The organism is Exiguobacterium qingdaonense, from assembly GCF_018617855.1.
Lineage (GTDB): Bacteria > Bacillota > Bacilli > Exiguobacteriales > Exiguobacteriaceae > Exiguobacterium > Exiguobacterium qingdaonense.
The window spans coordinates 589,777-613,563 of the sequence record NZ_JACSKY010000001.1 but is presented as its reverse complement, the minus strand read 5'-3'; the positions used below and the strand labels follow the sequence as shown (position 1 = coordinate 613,563).

Genomic DNA, 23,787 nt, shown 5'->3' with positions numbered 1-23,787 from the left:
TACAGATGGCTTATCAACTATTGATTAACTTTTTCTTGGCGTTCATCTGGATGTTCCTCACGGGATCGTTCACATCGAGCGGGTTCTTCGTCGGTTATATCCTCGGACTATTGATCCTGTTTATGATGCGCCGATTTTTCAGGTCAGGTGGCGGCGGATTTTATTTCACACGGGTCTGGCGCCTATTCAAACTGCTCTTGATCTTTATCCGTGAGTTGTTTCTCGCGAACTTTGAGGTGTTGCGTCTCGTGTTAAGTCCGACGCTCAAAGTCCAACCGGGGATTTTCCGTTATGAGACGACACTCGATAAAGGGTGGAAGGTTAGTTTGTTATCGATGCTGATCACGCTCACGCCAGGGACGCTCGTCGTTCAAGTGTCAAAGGATAATTCGGTACTCTATATTCACGCACTTAACATGCCGGATAAAGATGCGCTCCGAAAAGATATTTATGATAATTTTGAGTCAAGCATTAAGGAGGCGACAGAATGACGAATCTTTTAGACATCCTCATCTACATCTCGCTCTCCATCCTCTTGCTTGCGATGTTGATGATGTTGTATCGTGTCGTGAAGGGACCGACGACGGCGGACCGGGTCATTGCGCTCGACTCCATCGGGATCGCGCTCATCTCGGTCGTCGCGTTACTGTCCATCTTGTTAGACACGACCTTATACTTCGAAGTCATCTTGCTACTCAGTATTTTGGCTTTCATCGGGACGGTGGCGTTCTCGAAATTTTTAGAGAGGGGAGAGATTATCCAACATGACCGCGACAATGATCTTTGATCTCATTACCGGTATCTTTACGATCATCGGCGTCTTCTTCACGGTCGTCGCTGCGATCGGTCTCATCCGTCTCCCTGATATTTATTCAAGAACACACGCCGCCTCAAAGAGTGCGACGCTCGGTGTCATGTTCGTTCTCTTTGCGGCCGTCCTTCATGTGTATGTCGATGAACAGGTGTTTGATGCAAGACTATTACTCGGTCTCTTCTTCGTCCTTCTCACGGCCCCGGTCGGTGGACATCTCATCTCACGTGCCGCACATGCGAAAAAGATTCCGCTTTGGGAAAAATCACTTCAAGACGCATTGAAAGAAGATAAAGAGAAGGGAATCGAATAAAAAAAGGGTCTTTCCATATTGGGTTGGAAAGACCCTTAACTTATTTCTTGATGATGAATAATAAAATTAAGTGCAACACCCAAAAGTGAACACAAAAAAAGCCCATGACGCTTTCCTGAACTGAACCCTGAATGATAGACACTTGATAAAAAGTGCTCATTCAGGGTTCAGTTCAATAAATTTTTAGAGATCCTTTTATATACCACTGATTTATTCTTATGTACTGCTTTATAAATGAGAGGTCATCTAATAATAAACCAAACGATAAAGCACGCTATGGCAATCGCTAACCAAAAATAAAATTGTTTATTAGCCTTACCCTTCATAAAAACACTCCCTTACTTTTCCTTATATTATATATACAAATACTAATATAAGACAGAGGAACTTGGAAAAAAGAGTCCTCTGTCTCATATGATTTAGCAAGCAGAATACCATGCAGTTGGTACATAAACGTAGCAGTCTAGATAGACTCCGAATCCTTTATCCCTACTAATAAACGCTCCTACTCCAATACCTGCAACAGCAGCTACAAAGTTTGAAACTCAACCTGGAGGGCTCATGAAGTATGCGATCGTAGCATTTAGTGTTGCCACACTACCACCGTAAACTACTAAATTAGCTCTTAATTTTGCAACGAAATCATGAAACCAATAAATTCTCATTCCCCACCATGTATAATCAATATCAAAATCTTTACTCTTATCGATAGCATACGTTTGGAAATCTTCGTTATTGTCCTCTTCTTGCTTTAAAGAAAATTTATCTCTCAATGACTAAATCTGATCGAGCGGAAGAGCCGGTTCTATCCATGCTCAAGCACTTTGTGATAAACTTTGTCTAAGAAAAGCCTATGAAGTAGATGGCGGGAAGGAGTTGGATGTTGATGGGTACCGTAACAGTAGATCGTGAACGTTTTACAAAAGATTTAGAAGAATTCTTAGTTTATTTTGCTAATCGTCAGCAAAAACCTATGTCTAGACAAGAAGCTGAGAACATCTCGCGTGATGTTATGGCTAACGTTGATATCCATGACTCTGTTTTTGCACACAAAGGTCCATCTTGGCTAGCACGTGAAAACATTAACAATCGTAAATAGTAAACGAGAATAACAAAACTATAATATGAACTCTTCTCAATACATGACGACTCAGATCAAAAATGCGATCTGAGTCGTTTTTTATGGTTAAATTACATACCATAAATGTTCTGTTAAAAAATGATAAAATGCGACGGAGACACTTAAATTAAACGAGATACGAAATATCTGAGGCAACCGTCGGATAGGCGACTTCTAAGTGCTTCACGTGTTGGTGCGACAGGTTGTTCTGTATAATGAAAGAGAATAAGTTGATGAGCTCAGGGGCGTGCTGACCGATCAAGTGTGCCCCAATCACATGACCTTCTGTGCTGATCAATAGTTTCGAATAGGCGGTCGGGTCATTGATTCGTTTGTAAGTCAAGAAGTGGGACATGTCCGTCTCTTTCACGTCGAAGGCGATGCCCTCGGCTTCCGCTTCCTCCACGGTGAGCCCGACCTTAGCAATCGGTGGAGTTGAGAAGACGACGGTCGGTGCCGGCCGCTCGGGAAGTGCTCGCGTATTCCCATGAAGCATATTGAGTGCGGCGAGACGCCCTTCCTGGCCGGCGAACGGGGTGAGTGCCGGATTCGGGCTGTTCGCCACGTCTCCTGCGGCATAAATGTTTGGGTTGCTCGTCTGGAGATACTCGTTCACCAAAACCCCATGGCGATCCGACTTGACACCGACCGTATCGAGGTGAAGTCGCTCGATGCTTGGGATTCGCCCGGTTGCGTTAAGGACGACCCCTTCAAGGGTAGAGTCATCTGATAACGTTAACGTGTTCCCGTCGATTCGTTTCGGTTCGACGTCATGTCGGACAGTGATTCCGATGCGCTTAGATTCTTCGAGGAGCCGATGGACGACGTTTTGGTCGAATGCTTTCAGCGCATGTGAACGAATGAGTAGTGTCACGTCGCTCCCGAAGCGCCGAAAGATATGGGCAAACTCGAATGCGATGTATCCGGCTCCGACGATATGGATTGATGGGGGCAACGCGTCGAGGTCGAACACGTCATCGCTCGTAATCGCATGCTCTCCCCCCGGAATGTCGAGAGGGCGAGGGGTCTGACCCGTCGCAATCAAAAATTGAGATGCATACAGCTCGTGACCATCGATTGCAATCATGTTCTCATCGATAAAATGAGGCTCTCCTTGATATAGGTCAATGTTCATCTCGTTCCAATGTTGTGTCTTTGACGTAGGAATCGAGAAACGATATTCATCGATTCGTTCCTTAAATGATGCCCAATCAAGCGATAGGCTACCTTTTACACCGAGCTTTTGCATATGTTCAGTTCGGGCGAGTAACTCTGCTCCTTCGACGAGCATCTTTTTTGGGTCGCACCCGCGTTGTGGACACGTCCCTCCGAACGTCCAATTTTCAATGATGGCGACTTCTTTACCGGCATCGCGTAAAGTCGCAGCGGCCTGACTTGCTGCAGACCCGCTTCCGACAAGGATGACATCGTATCGTTTCATAATATAAAATCCTCCTCTGGCGAGATATCACACTCTTTTTCCCGTCTTTGAGGAAGATAAACTGAGGTGAAAGAAATTGAGTCAAACCGACCATATTAAACATAAATTAGCGCTCCTCCCGGATGAGCCGGGATGTTATTTGCATAAAAACGAGTATGATGAGGTCATTTACGTGGGCAAGGCCAAAAATTTAAAGAATCGAGTGAGGTCGTATTTCACAGGTGCCCATGATATCAAGACGATGCGCCTCGTTGCAGAAATCCGGGACTTTGAATACATCGTGACGGCAAGTGAACTCGAGGCACTGCTACTTGAGATGACGCTCATCAAAAAGCACGACCCGAAGTATAACATTCGCTTGAAAGACGATAAAACGTATCCGTACATCAAAATCACGAACGAACCGTATCCCCGTCTTTTGACGACACGAAAGTTGAAGAAAGACGGTGGGCATTACTTCGGCCCATATCCGAACGCCTATGCCGCAAATGAGACGAAACGTCTCCTCGACAAACTGTATCCACTACGGAAATGTCAGCCGATGCCGAAAAAGCTCTGCTTGTACTATCATATCGGTCAATGTTTAGGTCCTTGTGAACTGGCGGTTGAAGTGGACACACAAAAAGAAATCGTCAATGAGATTCGGCGTTTCTTGAACGGTGAGACGAGCGAGACGCTCGCAAAGTTAAAAGTTGAGATGGGACGCGCTGCTGAAGAGATGCAGTTCGAACGGGCAGCCGAGCTGCGTGATCAGATTCGTTCTGTCGAATCGATTATGAACAAGCAAAATATGATCACGGCCGACCCGACGGCACGTGATGTGTTCGGCTATACGCTTGACCGAGGCTGGATGTGTGTCCAAGTATTCTACATGCGCGGCGGCAAGATGATTGAACGTGACGTTTCGCTCTTCCCGATGCACGGTGAGCCAGCCGAAGAACTGGAGAGCTTCATCGTTCAATTTTATGAACAAAACGTCCTTCCTAAAGAAGTGCTCGTACCGGAGACGGTGCGACTCGACCTTTTAAACGACGCAATCGGGACGAAGGTGATGCAACCGAAACGTGGGGCGAAGCGACAATTACTAGATTTGGCGACGAAAAATGCAACAATCGCGTTGAACGAGAAGTTCGAGTTGCTTGCCCGCGACGAAGAACGGACGCTACTTGCGATGCGCGAACTCGGGGAAGCAATCGGCATTCCGAACTTGTCGCGTGTCGATATCATCGATAACGCGAACATTCAAGGAGCGGACGCCGTATCGGCGCTCGTCGTCTTTGAGGACGGGAAGCCGCTCAAGAAAGAGTATCGAAAATATAAGATTCGGACAGTTCAAGGTCCGGATGACTATGAGACGATGCGCGAAGTCGTCCGTCGACGGTTCCGTCGTCTGTTGACCGAGGATAAACGACTGCCTGACCTTCTCTTAATCGATGGTGGAGTCGGTCAATTGAACGCGGCACTTGACGTCATCCAAAACGAGTTTGGCCTTGACTTACCGGTCGGCTCGCTCAAAAAAGATGACCGTCACCGTACGAGCCAACTATTGTTCGGGGAAGGTGGGGGCGTCGTCGAGCTCCATCCACGGTCGAGCGCCTTTTATCTGTTGCAGCGGATGCAAGATGAGGTGCACCGTTTCGCCATCACGTTCCACCGTAGCTTACGGACGAAGAAAATGACGAAGTCGATTCTAGATGAGATTCCGGGTGTCGGTCCGAAACGTCGTCAACAGCTCATCCGCCATTTCGGATCGATGAAACAAATTCGACTGGCATCGCTCGAACAACTGAAGGAAGCAGGATTGCCGGAAAAATTAGCGGAGACCGTGCTTCAATATGTGCATGAGGAGACGGACGAATGAAGGACCTTCCGATTGCCGTAAGAAGTGTGATCGCTTCTTTCATGGAGGCGGTCGATCGTTTTTTGCCAACTGTAGAGCATGTATATATCCATGGTTCGCTTGCGATGGGGGGCTTTCATCCGAAACATAGTGATGTGGACTTGTTGCTCGTCGTGTCAGAGCCATTGACGCGTGAAGATCGAGAACGACTCATCGACTGCTGCCTGTCGCACTCGAACGCACCTTATCCGCTCGAGCTAAGTATTTTGAGCATTGAACAGTTGATGCATTGGCGACATCCGAGCCCTTTCGAGTTTCACTATAGTGAAGGATGGCGTTCTCGCTTCGAGGGGACCGATTGTGAAGTACGTGTCGATTTGCAAAAGGGATTGGCCGACCCGGATTTGGCGGCTCACGTACATGTGATTGTAGAGAGAGGTATGATTTGGCGAGGGAGACCGATTCGTGAGATGCTCCATGGATATACAGCGGCTCATTTTGCTGATGCGATTCGAATGGATGCACTCGAGTGTCTGGAGAACATCGAAGAGAATCCGATGTATAGCATACTGAATTTGACTCGTGTGTTCGCGTATGAACGGGATCGGACGATTCTATCAAAACAAGAAGTACGGGCGTGGGTGTTGAACGAGGGACATTTTCCAGGAAATATTGTCGACGTCGTCGATAAGGCGACTCAGGGCTACGAGGGGGAAGACGTGACATTTGATCAACACGAACTCAATGAAGTACGTCAGTATATGAACGAGCAACTTCAGCAGAATTAAAAATAAGAGTCGATGTCTGCATCGACTCTTATTCGTAATCGTCTTTTCGGTCTAGTTGGACGGTGATTTGGACAGCTTTTCGGGCAGGATCGGCGTACCCTTCTGCGACGCATTGGAAACGACCGGCGATCTGTTCGGCTAAAAATCCAGCTTCGAGCTGATAGTAACCTGTCGCTTTAGCCTGAGTCGAAGGTGGTGGAATCAATTCATATGTAAATTTATTCCCCCGCTCCTTTTTGACTGTCAGGTCTCCCCAACCAGCCTCTATAAAGAAGGCGGCCAGTTCATCATCAGACATCGTTGGGAACTTGCGGGCGACCCGTTTTCCTGACCAATAGATGACTTGGGCATAATCCTCACCAAGCAAGTCCGTCAACACATAGTCGCGAAGAAGTTCGATCGCGAAAATTGGTTGGCTCATCGTTTCCATTCTATCCCATCACTCCAATCTCTCTATATCATTATAACGACCAATCGGATTTTGGTCATCCTGTATTTTTGAAAAAGAATGTGGCACAAATCGGTTAGGTTGTCTTGTCATACAATTTTCACAAGAGTAGAATAGGAGACAGAAAGCTATATCTGCATTTGAAAACGCTTTTATTGACAAAACGAGCCAATGCTCGTGAAAAGGGGGAACTAGAATGGCAGCGCAACGTGACTATTTCAGTCGTAAAGTCCATTCGCTACTTGGGGTCATTCCAATCGGATTGTTTTTGATCGTTCACTTGTCGGTCAACTACTACATCGTCGATGGGGTGGAGTCATTCAACAAAGCAGCAAAATTCATGGAGAACTTACCGTACCTGTATTTCCTTGAAGTGACGGTGATCGCCTTGCCGATGATTTTCCATGGCGTGTATGGAGTGTACTATGCGTTTCTCGGGTCGATCAACTCGAACCGTTATTCATACGCACGGAACTGGATGTATATCTTCCAGCGCTTCACGGGAGTCTTCCTCGTGATCTTTATCGCATGGCACGTTTGGGAAACACGCCTTGCGAAGCTACGGGGGGTTGAGGTCAATGCGGAGATGATGCAAAACATCGTCGACAATCCGCTCATGCTTATTTTCTACATAGTCGGAATTCTTTCGGCTACGTTCCACTTCGCGAACGGTCTTTGGTCGTTCTCGATCACGTGGGGAATCACACAGTCACCTCGCTCGCAACGTCTCATGAGCTACGTATCAGGTGTCGTATTCTTGGCACTATCTTATGTCGGCATCCGTTCGATTTTGACGTTTGCAGGCATCTTGTAATTAGGGGGAATTGTATATGGCAAATCAAAGTTTGATCGTCATCGGTGGCGGTCTAGCTGGACTCATGGCGACAATCAAGTCGGCAGAGATGGGTGTTCCGGTAAAACTATTCTCGCTTGTACCGGTCAAGCGTTCACATTCAGTTTGCGCCCAAGGGGGAATCAATGGAGCGGTAAACACAAAAGGGGAAGGTGATTCTCCTTGGCAACACTTTGACGACACGGTTTATGGTGGCGACTTCCTTGCCAACCAACCGCCAGTTCAAAAAATGGCAGAGAATGCCCCGAAGATCATTCACATGTTTGACCGAATGGGTGTCATGTTCAACCGTACGCCGGAAGGTCTTTTAGATTTCCGCCGTTTCGGTGGGACACTTCACCACCGTACGGCATACGCAGGAGCAACGACGGGGCAACAACTCCTCTATGCACTCGATGAACAGGTCCGTCGGTACGAGGCTCAAGGTCTCGTCGAGAAATACGAAGGATGGGAGTTCCTGCGTGCGATCATCGACGATGAAGGGATTTGCCGTGGAGCGGTCTGTCAGGATTTACGCTCGATGGAAATTAAAGCGTTCCCATCCGATGCGGTCATCTTGGCGACAGGTGGTCCAGGGGTCATCTTCGGTAAGTCGACAAACTCGGTCATCAACACGGGACAGGCTGCGGCAGCGGTATATCGTCAAGGTGCGGTCTATGCGAACGGAGAGTTCATTCAAATTCACCCGACGGCGATTCCTGGGGACGACAAGCTCCGTCTCATGAGTGAATCGGCTCGTGGAGAAGGTGGACGTGTCTGGACGTATAAAGACGGAAAACCTTGGTATTTCCTCGAAGAAAAATATCCGGCTTACGGAAACCTCGTACCGCGTGACATCGCGACCCGCGAGATCTTTGACGTCTGTGTCAACCAAAAACTCGGTGTCAACGGCGAGAACATGGTCTATCTAGACTTGTCTCACAAAGACTCGAAAGAACTTGATATCAAGCTCGGTGGAATCCTCGAAATCTATGAGAAGTTCGTAGGGGACGACCCACGTAAAGTACCGATGAAAATCTTCCCGGCCGTTCACTATTCGATGGGCGGACTGTGGGTCGACTACGATCAAATGACAAACATTCCAGGACTTTTCGCTGCCGGTGAGTGCGACTACTCGATGCATGGCGCGAACCGTCTCGGTGCGAACTCTCTTCTTTCAGCCGTTCACGGCGGAATGGAAGCGGGTCCTGCGGCGGTTCACTATATGCGTGGTCTCGAACAGGCGACAGAGAGCGTCTCCGACGCACTCTTCAACTTCAACGAGCGTGAAGAAATCGAGCGTTTCAATGACATCCTCTCGATGGACGGGACGGAAAACGCGTACCAAATCCACCGTGAACTCGGTGAACTTATGACGGACAACGTCACAGTCGTTCGCTACAACGACAAACTTGAAGCGACCGACAAGAAAATTCAAGAATTGCGTGAACGTTTCTATAACATTTCAGCTACGGATACGGCACGCTGGAGCAACCAAGGTGCATCGTTCATTCGACAGCTTGACCACATGCTCGACCTCGCGCGCGTCATCACGCTCGGTGCATTGATGCGAGACGAGAGTCGTGGAGCACATTACAAACCGGAGTTCCCGGAACGTAATGATGAAAAGTTCATGAAGACGACGATGGCACGTTACAAAGAAGGGGAAGTCGATATCTCATTTGAAGACATCGATGTTTCGTTAATCCCGCCACGTAAACGGGATTACTCGAAGAAAGGGGCGAAGACGAAATGACGACGCCAATGCAATCTGATCAAAAAGATATCCGTTTCATCATCGAGCGTCAAGATGGGCCGGATAAGGGGACCTATACAGAAGAATTTACAGTGCCGTATCGTCCGAACATGAACGTTATCTCGGCATTGATGGAAATCCGTCGAAATCCGGTCAATGCGAACGGGGACAAGACGACACCGATCAACTGGGACATGAACTGTCTAGAGGAAGTGTGTGGTGCTTGCTCGATGATCATCAACGGGAAGCCACGCCAATCGTGTACGGCCCTTGTCGATAAACTTGAACAGCCAATCCACCTTGCGCCGATGAAGACGTTCCCGGTCATCCGTGACCTTCAAGTCGACCGTCAACGCATGTTTGACGCCTTGAAAAAAGTGAAGGCATGGGTTCCAATCGATGGGACGTACGACCTCGGACCAGGACCGCGTATGCCAGAGAACAAGCGACAGTGGGCGTATGAGTTGTCAAAATGTATGACGTGCGGGGTTTGTCTTGAAGCATGTCCGAACGTCAATGACAAGTCAGACTTCATCGGACCGGCTGCCATCTCGCAAGTCCGACTGTTCAACTCGCATCCGACAGGTGCCTTCCACTCGGAAGAACGCCTCGAGGCGCTCATGGGAGAAGGGGGCATCATGCAGTGCGGAAACGCACAAAACTGTGTCGAGGTTTGTCCGAAAGGAATCCCGCTCACGACATCAATCGCTTCCATGAACCGCCAAACGACGCTTCACTCGTTCAAACAGTTCTTCGGTAGTGACAAAGGTCGCACCGGTTCTGCGGTTGAGGCATAAGCGCCGATGACCAAGTACTATCGAGAGCCGGATTGGGAAGCACGTGTCAAAAGAGGGGTCGCACTCGATGTGAAAGTCCGCTTTTCAGAGTGCGATCCGTACGGTCATATGAACAATACGATTCCATTCATCTACTTTGAAGATGCGCGAATCGAGTTGCTAGAGGCGACAGGGTTCTCTTTAAAAGATGGCTTTGTCGTCGTCGCCGACGCGCAATGTGACTATGTGCGACAAGTCATGCCGCGTCAACAGTTGACTGTGCATGCCAATGTCTTGACGGTCGGAAACACTTCATGTGATATTCATTACGGGGCATATGACGGAGAGAAACTTTTGTTCGCAGGACGGACGAGCCTCGTTCATTTAACGAAGGAAGGTCGTCCTACAGAATGGACTCCGGAATATAAAAATCGCTTGCAGAATTTTTGCGAATCCGCTATCATTTGATAATGAGTTCACAAACAAAAAATATTCTGCCGGTTCGCCTGTAGAATTGAATTTTGAAGGGAGACCATCATCTCATGGAAAAAACGTTCACAGTCGTCGCTGATTCAGGAATTCACGCTCGTCCAGCTACTCAGTTGGTTAACACAGCTTCTAAGTTCCAATCAGACATCAACCTCGAGTACAATGGCAAAACAGTTAACTTGAAGTCGATCATGGGTGTACTTTCACTCGGTATCGCAAAAGATTCAACAATCAAGATCACTGCTGAAGGTGAAGATGCAGAAGAAGCGATCAACACGCTCTCTGACATGCTTACTAGCGAAGGTCTTGCTCAGTAATTTAAAGAAGGGACGAGGCGCCGCTGGCGACCTCGTCTTTTTTTGTCATGGGACCGTTTCTTTTTCAGACCGAGGTTTTTTGATAAGATAGGTGAGAATGGAAGTGATGCGAAATGAAACGAGCGATTGGAGTCCTCGATTCAGGGGTCGGCGGATTGACGGTAGTCAAAGAATTGATGCGCCAGCTCCCAAAAGAAGAAATCATCTACATCGGAGATACGGAACGTTGTCCATACGGGCCGCGTCCGCATGATGAGATTGAAACGTATACATGGGAACTCATTGAGTTTTTGTTGAGGCAAGACGTCAAAATGATTGTCATCGCCTGTAACACGGCGACGGCGGTCGTTTTGAAAGAGGCGCGAAAGCGCCTCGATATCCCGGTCATCGGTGTCATCGACCCAGGTGCCCGTGCGGCCGTCAAAGGTACGCGTAACAAACATATCGGTGTGATTGGCACGAAGATGACGATTGAGAGCGAATCTTACGAGAAGGCACTTCGTCACGTGGCGGGTGAGATGGATGTGTATCCACTCGCATGCCCGCCGTTCGTCCCGCTCGTGGAGGCGGGGGACGTATCAGGGGAGCACGTACGTCAAGTAGTCGAAGAGACGCTTCGTCCACTTCGACCGTCCGAGATGGACACACTCATTCTCGGTTGTACACATTATCCGCTCCTCGCCCCTGTCATTCAAGACGTGGTCGGACCAAACGTCCACCTCATCTCATCAGGGGACGAGACGGCACTCGAAGTGGCTGCGATGCTTGATTATCAAGAGCTTGAAAACGGGTTAGACACCGTTCCGGCACATGCATTTTATGCGACGGGTGATATCGAACTGTTTGACCGACTTGCGAGCGAGTGGCTCGGACGTGCGGTACATGCGGAGAAAGTCGAGGTGACCGGAATTGCGTGATACGAGACAATTCGATGAGTTACGTCCGGTTGAAATCGTGCCGCATGTGAACAAGCATGCGGAAGGGTCTGTCCTCATCTCAATCGGTGATACGAAAGTGATATGTACTGCGACCGTTGAAGAACGTGTCCCGAACTTCCTGCGCGGAAAAAAACAGGGTTGGATCAATGCCGAATACGCGATGTTGCCACGGGCGACGGGAGATCGGACCGTCCGGGAGTCGGTACGCGGGAAACAGTCGGGACGAACGATGGAGATTCAGCGTCTCATCGCCCGCTCTCTCCGCTCGGTCGTCGATTTGGAACGTCTCGGTGAACGGACGATTTGGATTGATTGTGACGTCATTCAAGCGGACGGCGGCACAAGAACGGCTTCCATCACGGGTGGATTTTGCGCGCTCGTCCTCGCCGTCGATCGCTTGATTCGCCAAGGGAAGCTCGGAGATACGCCAATCAAAGAAGGGGTGGCCGCGATTTCTGTCGGACGGACAGATGAGCTTGTCCTCGACTTGGATTACATGGAAGACGCAGCGGCGGAAGTCGATATGAACGTCGTCATGACGGCGAGTGGACATTTCGTCGAAGTGCAAGGGACAGGAGAAGAGGCGACGTTCACCTTGCGAGAGATGAACGAGATGCTCGCCCTCGCAGAGCGAGGGATCGAATCATTATTCAAGACGGCTGAAGCGGCGCTTGGCGCATCTTGGTGGTACGTCGGAGAACGCTCGGAGGAGACATTATGAAGCTGATTATTGCGACACACAATCCAGGTAAAGTGAGAGAACTTGAAGGGATGTTGACCCCGCTCGGATTCGAGGTCGAATCATTACTCGATTATCCCGACGCACCGGAAACGGATGAGACCGGTACGACATTTGAAGAGAACGCGTCGTTAAAGGCGACCGAGGCGGCTGCTTATTTCGGGCATGCCGTACTGGCGGATGACTCAGGTCTAGAAGTCGACGCACTCGACGGGGCACCCGGTGTATACTCGGCTCGATTTGCGGGACCAGAGAAGTCGGATGAGGCGAACAACGCACTTCTTCTCGAAAAATTAAACGGACAAACGAATCGGACGGCCCGCTTCGTTTGTGCGCTCTGTCTGGCGAAACCAGGCGGAGAGACGTTGACGGTACGCGGTACCATCGAAGGGACGATTGGCTACTCGCCACGTGGGAACAACGGTTTCGGGTATGACCCACTCTTCATCGTCCCATCCCTTCATAAAACGGCCGCAGAACTTGAGCGTGAAGAAAAGGCGGTCGTCAGCCACCGAGGACAAGCATTACGAAAACTAGAGGCAGAAATCTTACCATTCATGAAAGGATGAAGCTTATGCGTTTTCTAATAGTGAGTGACAGCCACGGGCTGACCGAAGAACTGACCACGATTTTTGAACGACATGAATCAGAGATTGACGATGCGTTCCATTGTGGGGATTCACAACTTGCGCTTGTCGATGAGCATTTGTTGCCGTATCGAACGGTTCGCGGAAACTGTGATTTTGGTGGAGACCTTCCACTCGAGCGCATCGAGACGACAGATGCCGGTACGATTCTAATCGTCCATGGGCACCATCACGACGTCAAGTTCGATTTGAATCGTCTGCGCTATCGGGCCGAAGAGGTAGGCGCGAGCGTCGTTCTGTTTGGCCACTCCCATGTGGCGGGCGCATTGATCGAGGATGGGGTCGTCTACATCAACCCGGGATCGATTCGCATGCCGCGGGGACGATCGGATAAAACGTATGCGCTACTCGACCTTGAAAAGGGAGAAGCGACAGTACGTTTTTATCGCTCGGAGGACGGTTCTCACGTTGAAGATTTGGACATCGCAGGGAAACTATGAGTTTTGAATGGGAAATCGATTGACAGGAAACCATTTTTCTATTATAGTTTTCATGTCAATGTCCCAATAGCTCAGCAGGATAGAGCAACGGCCTTCAAGACAAATAGGAGCCTTTATAGGGAAACAGAAACCTATAAAGTGGACGACACTATATCGGTGAAGCCTTAACAGATGATGCTGATGGTAATACCGAGGAAACTCATTCCCGTTCGTTCGGGTCGAGTTGATTCGAATGTCCACAGAGGTGGAGGTAGAGTCAACGGAGGGGCACTATGCTCGTGAGGTTCCGTAGAGACTACACGTGTCGCACCTGAAACGGTGAAGATATAGTCCAGACTACAAACAACACGATGTTGGTGACGAAAGTCATGGTGGTAAGCTAAGCCGTCGGTCGGGGGTTCGAATCCCTCTTGGGACGCTTCCATTAAAATAGAGATGGTCTCTACGGAGATCATCTCTTTTTTCATTTTCCGGGAAATCGATTGACAAGGAATCGCGTCCTAACGGAAGATGAAAGAGAATGGGAGAGAGGGTGAGGGAAGATGGAGAAGGAGAAGAATCAGGACTATCCATTCCCAGGGAGCTGGTCGCGTCTGCAGAAGATGATTCAAGAGGCGGATGCTTCTGGGGAAAGGCAGCGAATCGAACCGATTTTATGGGATTGGTATGAGGCGATACCGGGTGACCCGTTTATTTTCATGGAAATCTTCCAATGTGCAATGGAGCGGCCAGAGGACCCGGAAACACTGGAGAAGTTGCAAGAACTCGTCACCATCCATACGGCAGAGGCGACAGAACCGGCCTCAGGCGGATTACAGGTTGCGCAGTATTACATCATGCGGGACCAACCGTTTGAAGCGGCGCATTGGATCCATCGATATCTCGAGTGGCAAGAAAAAAAGGAGGCGGTCAATACACAGGCGCACCAAGTGCTTCAAGTGTTGAAGATGACCGAGTTTCCGGCAGCCATCGCGAAATTGAAGCGGACCCTTACTCGTGGGAGTACGGGAGAGCAGATTGAAGCGTTACAATACGTTCACTTTCATATCGACCCTGTGCTCGATAATGTACTCCATGAACTCCTCGTGTCCGAGCGTCCAAAACTCGTCAAGTTGATTGTCCTAGAGAAGGCGTTTGCCGAGCTTGAGGTCATCAAATGGACAGATAGGGAATCGGTGAACGAGATGTCACAGATGGAGGCAACCGAGCACATCGAGATATGGAGTGACACCGTCTTGTCCCTTCAAAAATCAGTGGAGGGCGATGAGATTGGGACGCAGTTGCTGATGAACTATATGTATACGCATTATCCGTTTATTCCAGCCCCAAAAGATAAAATCGAAGAAGCGCTCGTACAGGCGAAACATTCGATTTTACATGACGAGAAAGCAGATGGTTTGACCGCTGCGATTTTAGAGGCGGATCTGCTTTTCACACAGGCGTTATTAGACTAAATCCTTGTGTGCTTACCGAGGATTTATGCTATAATACGGATTGTTGTACATTTTTGTACGGTATAAACGAATTGTTGGAGGGACTTAGCATGACAGCAAAATGGGAAAAAACATCAGGTAGCCAAGGTGTACTCACGTACGAAGCTCCTGCAGAAGCTTTTGATAAAGCAGTTGACGCCGCATTTAAATCAGTCGTCAAAGACTTGAACGTGCCTGGCTTCCGTAAAGGTAAATTGCCACGCCCAATGTTCAACAAAATGTATGGAGAAGAAGCACTCTATCAAGATGCGCTCGACATTCTCTACCGTGACACGATTCAAGGTGCGGTTGAAGAAGCTGGTTTCGAACCAATCGCGCTCGAAAACATCGATGTAGACGGCACGCTCGAGAAAGGCAAACCTGTTGCATTCAAAGTGACATTCGTGGTTGAGCCAGAAGCTGAGCTTGGCGAATACAAAGGTCTCGAGTACGAAGCTGTTGCTACAGAAGTAACAGAAGACGAAGTGACAGCAGAACTTGAAACACTTCAGCAGCAAGGTGCAGAACTCGCTGTTAAAGAAGGTGCGATCGAAAACGGCGATACAGCTGTCTTTGATTTTGCAGGTTTCGCTGACGGTGAGCAGTTCGAAGGCGGCACAGCTGAGAACTACACACTCGAAATCGGTTCTGGTCAGTTCATCCCAGGATTCGAAGAACAGATGATCGGCTTGACTGCCGGTGAAGAGAAAGACGTTGAAGTAACATTCCCTGAAGAGTACCACGCTGAAAACTTAGCGGGTAAACCAGCGACATTCAAGGTCAAACTTCATGAAGTCAAGACAAAACAAGTTCCTGAACTCGATGACGAGTTTGCAAAAGACATCGACGAGTCAGTTTCGACACTCGACGAGTTGAAAGCAAGCATCCGTGAACGTTTAGAGGCAGGCAAGAAACAAGAAGCTGACGGTACAATGCGCGACCAACTCGTTGAGCAGGCGACTGCAAATGCGACAATCGACGTACCACAAGTTCTTATTGACCAAGAAGTTGACCGCATGGTACAAGAGTTCGGTTCACGTGTATCTTCACAAGGAATCGACCTTAACATGTACTTCGAGCTCACTGGTACTTCTGAAGAAGCAATGCGCGAAGAGATGAAAGAGCAAGCGGAAGAGCGCGTGAAAGCTCGTCTCGTCTTGAAAGCAATCGCTGACAAAGAAGCAATCGAAGTATCTGATGAAGATGCTGAGAAAGAGCTTGAAGAAATGTCTAAACTTTACAACATCGCACCTGACCAACTTCGTACGATGCTCGCTCCACAAGGCGGACTTGAGACACTTAAAGGTGACCTCAAATTCCGTAAAGCGATCGATATCCTCGTAGAAAACGGTAAAGCGAAGTAAGTTCATATTCGATGGGACGACTGCCTAGCGGTCGTCCTTTTTTCTGTCACAGCACATTGCATGTGTAATTCTTTGAAGTCGGAATATGTTCATGCTACAATTATTTCAACGCAGAGATGTAAACTGTCTTTTCGAGGTGCATCGCACCAGGAAATGCAAATCGCGATTTATCGCACTTACATCCATTTTCACCACAGAAGGGGTGTATCGAATGTTCAAATTTAACGAGGAAAAGGGACAACTCAAATGCTCGTTTTGCGGGAAATCGCAAGATCAAGTCCGTAAATTAGTCGCTGGCCCTGGCGTATACATTTGCGATGAATGTATCGAACTTTGCAATGAAATCGTTGAGGAAGAACTCGGTGTAGAGGAAGAAGTCGAATTCAAAGACATTCCAAAACCACAGGAAATCCGCAACGTGTTAGACGAATATGTCATTGGACAAGACCGTGCGAAGCGCTCGCTCGCTGTCGCCGTCTATAACCACTATAAACGGATCAATGCAGGTGGACGTGCAGATGACGTCGAGCTTGCGAAGTCGAACATCGTCATGATCGGACCAACAGGTAGCGGGAAGACACTTCTCGCCCAAACGATGGCACGCATCTTGAACGTTCCATTCGCAATTGCTGACGCGACGAGCTTGACGGAAGCCGGTTATGTCGGTGAAGATGTCGAGAACATCTTGCTCAAATTGATTCAAGCGGCTGACTACGATGTAGAAAAAGCCGAAAAAGGAATCATCTATATCGATGAGATCGATAAGATTGCCCGTAAGTCTGAAAACCCATCGATTACACGTGATGTATCCGGTGAAGGGGTTCAGCAGGCACTCCTCAAAATTCTTGAAGGGACGACAGCGAGCGTGCCGCCACAAGGTGGACGTAAACATCCTCATCAAGAATTCATCCAAATCGATACGACAAACATTCTCTTCATCGTCGGCGGTGCATTCGCCGGAATTGAATCGGTCGTCAAACGCCGTGTCGGGAAGAAAGTCATCGGTTTCGGGAACGATCAAGAGAACCGCGAGTTGACGCAAGAAGACTTGCTCGCCCGGGCACTCCCTGAAGACCTTCAAAAATTCGGTTTGATTCCTGAATTCATCGGTCGTTTGCCAGTCATGGCGACGCTCACGACACTCGATGAGGAAGCACTCGTTGAAATTTTGACGAAGCCGAAAAATGCACTCGTTCGTCAGTACGTGAAAATGCTCGAGCTTGACGACGTTGAACTTTCGTTCACAGACGAGGCATTGATTGAAATCGCCAAACTTGCGATCAAACGTAAGACTGGCGCACGCGGTCTCCGCTCGATTATCGAAGAAATGATGCTCGATGTGATGTTCACCGTCCCATCGCGTGACGATATCGAGAAAGTCATCATCACGGATGAAACGATTACGGGTCTTGCCGGTCCGAAATACGTCCTTCGTGACGGTACTGTCGAACAGACAGGGGATAACAAAGAGACAGCATAATTCTTTTATCGAAGAAGGCTCAAACACTCGGCACACCCGAGTTTTGGGCCTTTTTGCACAGGAGGCGTTGCAGATGGAAAAATTACCAATCCTTCCTTTGCGAGGAGTCGTCGTATATCCGCTCATCGGTGTGACAATCGATGTCGGACGCCCGTTATCACTTCGGGCGCTCCTTGCCGCAAAGGAGCATGAGACAGATTTGATTGTCGTCACACAAAAAGAAACTGGGAATGAGTCGCCGGAACCGGAAGACTTATACACGATTGGAACACGTGTCCACATCGCAAAGATGAGCGAACTGTCGAACGAGACGATTCGGGTTCGCATCGTTGGGAAAGAACGTGTGCGCGTCGACTCGGTTGAATCGACAGACGAAGGATGGTTCGCCAACATCGAGCCGGTCGAATTGTCAGAAGGAGAAGAGGTCGAACGAACGGCACTCGTCCGCCTGCTAAAAGAACAGTTCGGAAAACTCGTCGCAAACATCAAGGGCATGTCCCCGGACGAACGTCGTCGTTTTGAGATGTACGAACGACTCGAATCACTTACGGACTACATCACGTCAAAACTTGATGTCGATGTCGAACTTCGCCAAGCGATGCTCGAAGAACCGGACGCCGTCAAAAGAGGGCTCGAACTGCTTGAGATTATCGCACACGAAGTCGAAGTGATCGAGCTCGAACAAGAGATGCGCGAGCGGACGAAGAAGTCGATTGAGCAGTCACAACGTGAGTATTACTTACGAGAACAGATGAAGACGATTCAACAAGAACTCGGTGATCAGACGCAAGAGTCTGAGCCGAACCGTCTCCGTGAGAAGTTAGAGGCGCTCGACTTACCGGAGACGACACGAAAAAATGTCATGCGTGAAGCGGAACGGTTGAACGTCGTCCCTCAAACGTCTCCGGAATATGCGGTCATTCGAAACTACCTCGACTGGGTTGCATCACTTCCATGGGGCATTGAGACGGAAGACAAGCTCGACGTGAAACACGCGGCCGATGTCCTCGATGACGACCATTATGGCTTAGAGTCGGTCAAAGACCGGATCCTCGAATATTTGGCCGTCCGTCAGTTGACGAACTCACTTCGTGGTCCGATTCTCTGTCTCGCCGGACCTCCAGGGGTCGGTAAGACATCGCTCGCCCGTTCGATCGCGTCTGCATTGGAACGTCACTTCGTTCGTGTCTCACTCGGTGGGGTACGCGATGAGGCAGAAATACGCGGACATCGTCGCACATATATCGGTGCGATGCCAGGTCGGGTCATCCGTGGCTTAAAACAGGCCGAAAGCAAAAACCCGGTCTTTTTACTCGACGAGATCGACAAGATGGCTTCTGATTTTAGAGGAGACCCGGCGTCAGCGATGCTCGAAGTGCTCGACCCGGAGCAGAACGTCTCGTTCTCGGACCACTACATCGAAGAACCGTTCGATTTGTCAAACGTCCTATTCATCGCGACGGCGAACGATGTTTCACAAATCCCGGCACCGCTCCTTGACCGAATGGAACTCATCCAAATCGGTGGATATACAGAGCTTGAAAAAGTGGAGATTGCGAAGCGTCACCTCGCACCGAAGCAGTTGAAAGAGCACGGTCTAAAGAAAAGCCAGTTGACAATCAAGGAAGAGGCACTCTATGAAGTCGTACGCCGCTACACGCGTGAAGCCGGTGTCCGGAACTTAGAGCGCGTCATCGGGTCGCTCTGCCGTAAAGCGGCGAAACAGATTGCGATTGGAGAGAAGAAGCGGGTCACGATTTCGAAAAAAGCGATCGTCACATATCTCGGTAAACCGAAGTACCGTTACGGTAAAGGAGAGACCGAAGATTCCATCGGAGCCGTGACGGGTCTTGCCTACACGGCGTTCGGTGGCGACACACTCACCATCGAAGTGGCGCTCGCGCCAGGGAAGGGCAAACTCCAGCTGACCGGTAAACTCGGTGATGTGATGCAGGAGTCGGCGCAAACGGCGTATAGCTATGTTCGTGCGAATGCGGAGCGGTTCGAGATCGACCCGACGTTCTATGAGCGACAAGATCTTCACATTCACGTCCCTGAAGGTGCCGTACCGAAAGATGGACCGTCAGCCGGGATCACCATCGCGACAGCACTCATCTCCGCGTTGACCGGGAAGAAAGTCCATCGCGACGTCGGGATGACAGGCGAGATCACCTTGCGTGGACGTGTCTTGCCGATCGGTGGATTGAAAGAAAAAGCGCTCGCCGCTCACCGCGCCGGGTTGACGACCATCGTCATTCCGAAAGATAATGAGCGAGACATCGATGACATTCAAGAGACGGTACGTGAGAAGTTGACGTTCGTCCCGGTGACGACACTCGATGAAGTACTAGATGTAGCATTTGGAGGAAATTAAATGAAGATTAACAAAGCAGAGTTTGTGACGAGTGCCGTCGCGCCGGACCATTATCCGGTCCATGAGTTGCCGGAAGTGGCGCTTGCCGGACGTTCGAACGTCGGAAAATCGTCGTTCATCAATAAGATTTGCCAACGAAAGGCGCTCGCACGTACGTCTTCGAAACCAGGGAAGACGCAGACGCTCAACTTCTTCAACATCAATGATGAAATCATGTTCGTCGACGTTCCTGGATACGGATATGCAAAAGTATCGAAGACGGAACGTGAAAAATGGGGCGTCATGATGGAACAATATTTGACGAGTCAAGAAGCGCTTCGTGGTGTCGTCTTGCTCGTCGATATCCGTCATGAACCGACGGGTGACGATGTGACGATGTACAATTTCTTGAAGCATTATGAGATTCCAGTCATCGTCGTGGCGACTAAGCTCGATAAAATCAAGAAGAGCCAACGTCAAAAACATGAGGCTGCGGTGAAGCGAAAGCTTCAATTCGACCCGTCCGATCGGTTTGTCTCTTTCTCTGCTGAGACGGCAGAAGGGAAAGACGAGGCGTGGAAGGCGATTTATGCAGTCGTCACAGACGGAGAGTGAAGAGAAGACGAAGGGATTCCTTCGTCTTTTTGTTTTTGTCATTACGCGAGAGGGTAATTATCGTATAATCAGAGATAATACATAGTCATAACTAAACGAGGTGGAAAAATGCAACGTATGTTTGAAAGCAAATGGTATCGCGCCCTCTTTTGGACGTTGACCATTTTTTTGGTCATTTGGGTCGGCACTGAAATCTCATTCGTATTTGAGCCGATTCAAGTCATTTTGGCACTAGTCACCGTACCGCTCATCGTGGCGGGACTCTTCTTTTACTTCTTGGTCGGCATCGTCGACTTTTTAGAAAAGAGAATGAAAGGAAAACGAGCACTCGCGGTCGCGACTACGTTGATTGGTCTCGTGCTCATCTTTACGATCGTCTTTAGTAGTTTAGGTCCTGTATTAGGGGAACAGATTACATCTTTAGTCAATGCCATGCCAAGTATCGCAAAAGAACTTCAGCAGCAAGCGTTCGCTGTTCGTGATACGTTGATGCAAAACGAATTCTTGTCGCGTTTCATGGCGCAAAACGATGAGGTGTTCCGTAACTTGACGACAAACATCACCTCGTACTTAGGAGATTTGTTCGGAAACATCGCATCTTCATTCGGTCAAGTCGTTGGATTTGTGACGTCAGCTGTCATCACGATCGTCGTCATCCCGTTCATGCTTCTCTATATGTTGCTTGACGGCAAACGTCTGCCCGATGCGATTGTCAAACTTCTCCCATCGAGCTATGAGAAAGAAACACGTCACATCTTGCACGATATGCACGAAACGGTCCGAAACTACGTGAATGCACAATTACTCGTCGCGTTTTTCGTCGGGATCACCTCTTTCATCGGTCTATTAATTATCGATGTAGACTACGCCATCTTGCTGGCACTCTTTATGATGGTGACAAATATCATCCCGTACGTCGGACCTTTTCTAGGTGCCGTCCCGGCGGTCATTGTGGCGTTCATTCAGGATCCGATTAAAGTTCTTTGGGTCATCGTCGTCATTATCATCGTCCAACAAATTGAATCAAACGTCATCTCGCCACTCATTCAAGGGAAGTCCTTGAAAGTACATCCGCTCACGATTATCATCGTCTTGCTTGTGGCTGGGAACTTGGCGGGCATCATCGGGATGCTCATTGCTGTACCGTTCTATGCGGTAGCTAAAACAGTTGTTCAAAATATCGTTCGTATCTATAAATTAAGAGAGCGCGAACATTATTTGAACAAAGAGGAGACCGAAAGCTCGATTATTACAGACCCGAACTCGTCAGATTCATAAGAAAAGCCGTAGGAATGGGAATTCTCCATTTCTACTTCTTTTTGTCACAAAAAGTTCTTATTTTATTCTAAGAAAATCAAACAGAAGATTATAGTTCCTAGATAAAAATTGTTATAATGTACGGTAGAGATTGAAAAGAAGAGACAACCGTCGGTGGATTTTTAGATGAGGGGAAGAGATACATGCATATTGTCGTCGTTGGACTAAATAACAAGACAGCCCCTGTCGCGATTCGGGAGCAGTTCTCGTTTGGGGAGCAAGAAATCGTGGATGCGATGATTGCGCTTCGCGAGGAGAAAAGCATATTCGAGTCGGTTATTTTGTCTACGTGTAACCGAACGGAGCTGTACGTCGTGACAGATCAACTCCATACCGGACGTTATTACACGAAACGTTTTTTGGCAAACTGGTTCAATTTAGAGATGGACCAGTTCACACCGTATTTGTCGATTCGTGAAGGAGAAGAGGCGATTCGTCACTTGTTCCGGGTCACGTCGGGTCTTGACTCGATGATCATTGGGGAAACACAAATTTTAGGTCAAGTGAAGACGAGTTTCTTCCGTGCTCAAGAGTATGGTACGACAGGGACCGTCTTTAACAAACTGTTCAAAGAAGCGGTCACATTGGCCAAACGCGCGCATACGGACACACAAATTGGGGAAATGTCCGTATCGGTCAGTTCGGCTGCCGTGACGCTCGCACAAGAGATGTATCAACAATTGAACGATAAGCAAGTCGTCGTCGTTGGAGCCGGGGAGACCGGTGAACTGACAACGCTCAACTTGTTTGAGGCAGGTGCCAAGCAGATTGCCGTGTTCAACCGAACGGAAAGTAAAGCGAAAGCCGTCGCGGATAAGTTCAAAGGTCGCGCTCATTCGATTCGTGAAATCGCATGCGGCTTGCTTGATGCGGATATATTAATCAGCTCGACCGGATCAAAAGAAGCGCTCATCGGATATGACGACGTGGCAGCGGCACAGCTCTTGCGTCGTGAACGCCCGCTCCTTCTCATCGATATCGCTGTACCGCGGGATATCGATCCAGCGGTCGCAACACTTCCGGGTGTCCACTTGTTCGATGTCGATGATTTGAATGGAATCGTCAATAAAAATCTTGAGGCTCGTCTCATCGAGGCGGAGAAGATTGAGATGAAAATCGATGAAGCGATTCAAGAGTTCCAAACATGGCTCGTCACACTTGGTGTCGTGCCGATCATGAACGAGTTACGGGCGCGTGCCCTCGATGTTCAGGAAGATACGATGATAAGTCTAGAGCGCAAGCTCGACCATTTGTCAGCACGAGACAAGAAAGTGATCGGGAAGCATATGAAGTCCATCATCAATCAGATGCTTCGTGATCCGATTGACTACATTAAAGACGCAGCGGCTCAGCCGGATGCGAACGTTCGCATCGCTCAATTTATTGAGACGTTCGGACTCGATGTCGAGTTACCGGAACAACCGATCGATGAAGTGGAAGAGACGGATGCCACTTCTGCCAAAGCACCACTTCGCGCGTTGATGCGCTAAC

The 23,787-nt window shown here is 48.9% G+C and carries 24 protein-coding genes; 22 read left to right on the top strand and 2 right to left on the bottom strand.

Going from position 1 to position 23,787, the window contains the following annotated elements:
* The first annotated feature begins 5 nt into the window (after window positions 1–5).
* From KNP00_RS03090 to KNP00_RS03075, 4 genes are all read left to right on the top strand, one after another.
* Complete coding sequence (locus KNP00_RS03090; protein ID WP_215142112.1) at window positions 6–491, top strand: Na+/H+ antiporter subunit E; 486 nt, start codon at window positions 6–8, stop codon at window positions 489–491.
* Window positions 488–787, top strand: a complete 300-nt coding sequence (locus KNP00_RS03085; protein WP_215142110.1) for a Na(+)/H(+) antiporter subunit F1 — start codon at window positions 488–490, stop codon at window positions 785–787. The genes KNP00_RS03090 and KNP00_RS03085 overlap by 4 nt, the downstream gene beginning before the upstream one ends.
* A complete protein-coding gene (gene mnhG / locus KNP00_RS03080; protein ID WP_215142108.1) occupies window positions 765–1,124 on the top strand; it encodes a monovalent cation/H(+) antiporter subunit G in 360 nt (119 codons plus the stop codon). The genes KNP00_RS03085 and mnhG overlap by 23 nt, the downstream gene beginning before the upstream one ends.
* A gap of 886 nt (window positions 1,125–2,010) precedes the next feature.
* Window positions 2,011–2,223 carry a hypothetical protein gene (locus KNP00_RS03075; protein WP_215142106.1) on the top strand — a complete coding sequence of 71 codons (213 nt, stop codon included), beginning with the start codon at window positions 2,011–2,013 and terminating at the stop codon, window positions 2,221–2,223.
* Window positions 2,224–2,371: 148 nt separating this feature from the next.
* On the opposite strand, the gene KNP00_RS03070 is transcribed toward KNP00_RS03075, so the two are convergent.
* Entirely contained in the window at window positions 2,372–3,685 is a 1,314-nt protein-coding gene (locus KNP00_RS03070; protein ID WP_215142104.1) for a dihydrolipoyl dehydrogenase family protein, read from the bottom strand.
* 76 nt (window positions 3,686–3,761) lie between these two features.
* Here KNP00_RS03070 and uvrC point away from each other — a divergent pair, with 76 nt between their 5' ends.
* The gene (uvrC, locus tag KNP00_RS03065; protein ID WP_215142102.1) at window positions 3,762–5,546 is read left to right on the top strand and encodes an excinuclease ABC subunit UvrC; all 1,785 of its coding nucleotides are present in this window, start codon (window positions 3,762–3,764) and stop codon (window positions 5,544–5,546) included.
* Window positions 5,543–6,313: an aminoglycoside adenylyltransferase domain-containing protein gene (locus KNP00_RS03060; protein ID WP_215142100.1), complete on the top strand. Its 771-nt coding sequence runs from the start codon at window positions 5,543–5,545 to the stop codon at window positions 6,311–6,313. Before uvrC ends, KNP00_RS03060 begins: the two co-directional genes overlap by 4 nt.
* A gap of 28 nt (window positions 6,314–6,341) precedes the next feature.
* Here KNP00_RS03060 and KNP00_RS03055 read toward each other — a convergent pair whose 3' ends face one another.
* A complete protein-coding gene (locus tag KNP00_RS03055) occupies window positions 6,342–6,734 on the bottom strand; it encodes a YslB family protein (protein ID WP_240542660.1) in 393 nt (130 codons plus the stop codon).
* A gap of 223 nt (window positions 6,735–6,957) precedes the next feature.
* Here KNP00_RS03055 and KNP00_RS03050 point away from each other — a divergent pair, with 223 nt between their 5' ends.
* The 16 genes from KNP00_RS03050 (at window position 6,958) to hemA (ending at window position 23,786) form a co-directional block, all read left to right on the top strand.
* The gene (locus KNP00_RS03050) at window positions 6,958–7,575 is read left to right on the top strand and encodes a succinate dehydrogenase cytochrome b558 subunit (protein WP_215142096.1); all 618 of its coding nucleotides are present in this window, start codon (window positions 6,958–6,960) and stop codon (window positions 7,573–7,575) included.
* A 16-nt stretch (window positions 7,576–7,591) separates the two neighbouring features.
* Window positions 7,592–9,349, top strand: a complete 1,758-nt coding sequence (gene sdhA, locus KNP00_RS03045; RefSeq protein ID WP_215142094.1) for a succinate dehydrogenase flavoprotein subunit — start codon at window positions 7,592–7,594, stop codon at window positions 9,347–9,349.
* Window positions 9,346–10,146, top strand: a complete 801-nt coding sequence (gene sdhB / locus KNP00_RS03040) for a succinate dehydrogenase iron-sulfur subunit (protein WP_215142092.1) — start codon at window positions 9,346–9,348, stop codon at window positions 10,144–10,146. Before sdhA ends, sdhB begins: the two co-directional genes overlap by 4 nt.
* A gap of 6 nt (window positions 10,147–10,152) precedes the next feature.
* The gene (locus KNP00_RS03035; RefSeq protein ID WP_215142090.1) at window positions 10,153–10,593 is read left to right on the top strand and encodes an acyl-CoA thioesterase; all 441 of its coding nucleotides are present in this window, start codon (window positions 10,153–10,155) and stop codon (window positions 10,591–10,593) included.
* A gap of 74 nt (window positions 10,594–10,667) precedes the next feature.
* Window positions 10,668–10,931, top strand: coding sequence for a phosphocarrier protein HPr (locus KNP00_RS03030; RefSeq protein ID WP_015881106.1), 264 nt, complete (start codon window positions 10,668–10,670; stop codon window positions 10,929–10,931).
* 113 nt (window positions 10,932–11,044) lie between these two features.
* Entirely contained in the window at window positions 11,045–11,848 is an 804-nt protein-coding gene (gene racE / locus KNP00_RS03025) for a glutamate racemase (RefSeq protein WP_215142088.1), read from the top strand.
* On the top strand, window positions 11,841–12,590 hold the full coding sequence (gene rph / locus KNP00_RS03020) for a ribonuclease PH (protein WP_215142086.1): 750 nt from the start codon (window positions 11,841–11,843) through the stop codon (window positions 12,588–12,590). Before racE ends, rph begins: the two co-directional genes overlap by 8 nt.
* A complete protein-coding gene (locus KNP00_RS03015; RefSeq protein WP_215142084.1) occupies window positions 12,587–13,177 on the top strand; it encodes an XTP/dITP diphosphatase in 591 nt (196 codons plus the stop codon). Before rph ends, KNP00_RS03015 begins: the two co-directional genes overlap by 4 nt.
* A 5-nt stretch (window positions 13,178–13,182) precedes the next feature.
* Entirely contained in the window at window positions 13,183–13,695 is a 513-nt protein-coding gene (locus tag KNP00_RS03010; protein WP_215142082.1) for a metallophosphoesterase family protein, read from the top strand.
* A 542-nt stretch (window positions 13,696–14,237) separates the two neighbouring features.
* The gene (locus tag KNP00_RS03005) at window positions 14,238–15,149 is read left to right on the top strand and encodes a hypothetical protein (protein WP_215142081.1); all 912 of its coding nucleotides are present in this window, start codon (window positions 14,238–14,240) and stop codon (window positions 15,147–15,149) included.
* An 89-nt stretch (window positions 15,150–15,238) separates the two neighbouring features.
* On the top strand, window positions 15,239–16,531 hold the full coding sequence (gene tig / locus KNP00_RS03000; protein WP_215142079.1) for a trigger factor: 1,293 nt from the start codon (window positions 15,239–15,241) through the stop codon (window positions 16,529–16,531).
* 211 nt (window positions 16,532–16,742) lie between these two features.
* A complete protein-coding gene (clpX, locus tag KNP00_RS02995; protein ID WP_215142078.1) occupies window positions 16,743–18,011 on the top strand; it encodes an ATP-dependent protease ATP-binding subunit ClpX in 1,269 nt (422 codons plus the stop codon).
* A gap of 73 nt (window positions 18,012–18,084) precedes the next feature.
* Window positions 18,085–20,385, top strand: a complete 2,301-nt coding sequence (lon, locus tag KNP00_RS02990) for an endopeptidase La (protein WP_215142077.1) — start codon at window positions 18,085–18,087, stop codon at window positions 20,383–20,385.
* Window positions 20,386–20,979, top strand: a complete 594-nt coding sequence (gene yihA, locus KNP00_RS02985) for a ribosome biogenesis GTP-binding protein YihA/YsxC (RefSeq protein ID WP_215142076.1) — start codon at window positions 20,386–20,388, stop codon at window positions 20,977–20,979. It begins immediately after the preceding gene.
* Between the two features lie 108 nt (window positions 20,980–21,087).
* Entirely contained in the window at window positions 21,088–22,257 is a 1,170-nt protein-coding gene (locus KNP00_RS02980; RefSeq protein WP_215142075.1) for an AI-2E family transporter, read from the top strand.
* A 182-nt stretch (window positions 22,258–22,439) separates the two neighbouring features.
* Entirely contained in the window at window positions 22,440–23,786 is a 1,347-nt protein-coding gene (gene hemA, locus KNP00_RS02975; protein ID WP_215142074.1) for a glutamyl-tRNA reductase, read from the top strand.
* Window position 23,787: the final 1 nt, after the last annotated feature.

What these genes read in the sequence shown, in the direction of transcription:
- KNP00_RS03090 (WP_215142112.1), top strand. Translation starts at nt 6, where the DNA reads ATGGCTTATCAACTATTGATTAACTTTTTCTTGGCGTTCATCTGGATG.
- KNP00_RS03060 (WP_215142100.1), top strand. Translation starts at nt 5,543, where the DNA reads ATGAAGGACCTTCCGATTGCCGTAAGAAGTGTGATCGCTTCTTTCATG.
- KNP00_RS03070 (WP_215142104.1), bottom strand. Translation starts at nt 3,685, where the DNA reads ATGAAACGATACGATGTCATCCTTGTCGGAAGCGGGTCTGCAGCAAGT.
- sdhB (WP_215142092.1), top strand. Translation starts at nt 9,346, where the DNA reads ATGACGACGCCAATGCAATCTGATCAAAAAGATATCCGTTTCATCATC.
- sdhA (WP_215142094.1), top strand. Translation starts at nt 7,592, where the DNA reads ATGGCAAATCAAAGTTTGATCGTCATCGGTGGCGGTCTAGCTGGACTC.
- racE (WP_215142088.1), top strand. Translation starts at nt 11,045, where the DNA reads ATGAAACGAGCGATTGGAGTCCTCGATTCAGGGGTCGGCGGATTGACG.
- KNP00_RS03005 (WP_215142081.1), top strand. Translation starts at nt 14,238, where the DNA reads ATGGAGAAGGAGAAGAATCAGGACTATCCATTCCCAGGGAGCTGGTCG.
- hemA (WP_215142074.1), top strand. Translation starts at nt 22,440, where the DNA reads ATGCATATTGTCGTCGTTGGACTAAATAACAAGACAGCCCCTGTCGCG.
- KNP00_RS03015 (WP_215142084.1), top strand. Translation starts at nt 12,587, where the DNA reads ATGAAGCTGATTATTGCGACACACAATCCAGGTAAAGTGAGAGAACTT.
- tig (WP_215142079.1), top strand. Translation starts at nt 15,239, where the DNA reads ATGACAGCAAAATGGGAAAAAACATCAGGTAGCCAAGGTGTACTCACG.
- yihA (WP_215142076.1), top strand. Translation starts at nt 20,386, where the DNA reads ATGAAGATTAACAAAGCAGAGTTTGTGACGAGTGCCGTCGCGCCGGAC.
- mnhG (WP_215142108.1), top strand. Translation starts at nt 765, where the DNA reads ATGACCGCGACAATGATCTTTGATCTCATTACCGGTATCTTTACGATC.
- KNP00_RS03030 (WP_015881106.1), top strand. Translation starts at nt 10,668, where the DNA reads ATGGAAAAAACGTTCACAGTCGTCGCTGATTCAGGAATTCACGCTCGT.
- clpX (WP_215142078.1), top strand. Translation starts at nt 16,743, where the DNA reads ATGTTCAAATTTAACGAGGAAAAGGGACAACTCAAATGCTCGTTTTGC.
- KNP00_RS03010 (WP_215142082.1), top strand. Translation starts at nt 13,183, where the DNA reads ATGCGTTTTCTAATAGTGAGTGACAGCCACGGGCTGACCGAAGAACTG.
- KNP00_RS02980 (WP_215142075.1), top strand. Translation starts at nt 21,088, where the DNA reads ATGCAACGTATGTTTGAAAGCAAATGGTATCGCGCCCTCTTTTGGACG.
- KNP00_RS03075 (WP_215142106.1), top strand. Translation starts at nt 2,011, where the DNA reads ATGGGTACCGTAACAGTAGATCGTGAACGTTTTACAAAAGATTTAGAA.
- KNP00_RS03085 (WP_215142110.1), top strand. Translation starts at nt 488, where the DNA reads ATGACGAATCTTTTAGACATCCTCATCTACATCTCGCTCTCCATCCTC.
- KNP00_RS03050 (WP_215142096.1), top strand. Translation starts at nt 6,958, where the DNA reads ATGGCAGCGCAACGTGACTATTTCAGTCGTAAAGTCCATTCGCTACTT.
- KNP00_RS03035 (WP_215142090.1), top strand. Translation starts at nt 10,153, where the DNA reads ATGACCAAGTACTATCGAGAGCCGGATTGGGAAGCACGTGTCAAAAGA.
- KNP00_RS03055 (WP_240542660.1), bottom strand. Translation starts at nt 6,734, where the DNA reads ATGAGCCAACCAATTTTCGCGATCGAACTTCTTCGCGACTATGTGTTG.
- lon (WP_215142077.1), top strand. Translation starts at nt 18,085, where the DNA reads ATGGAAAAATTACCAATCCTTCCTTTGCGAGGAGTCGTCGTATATCCG.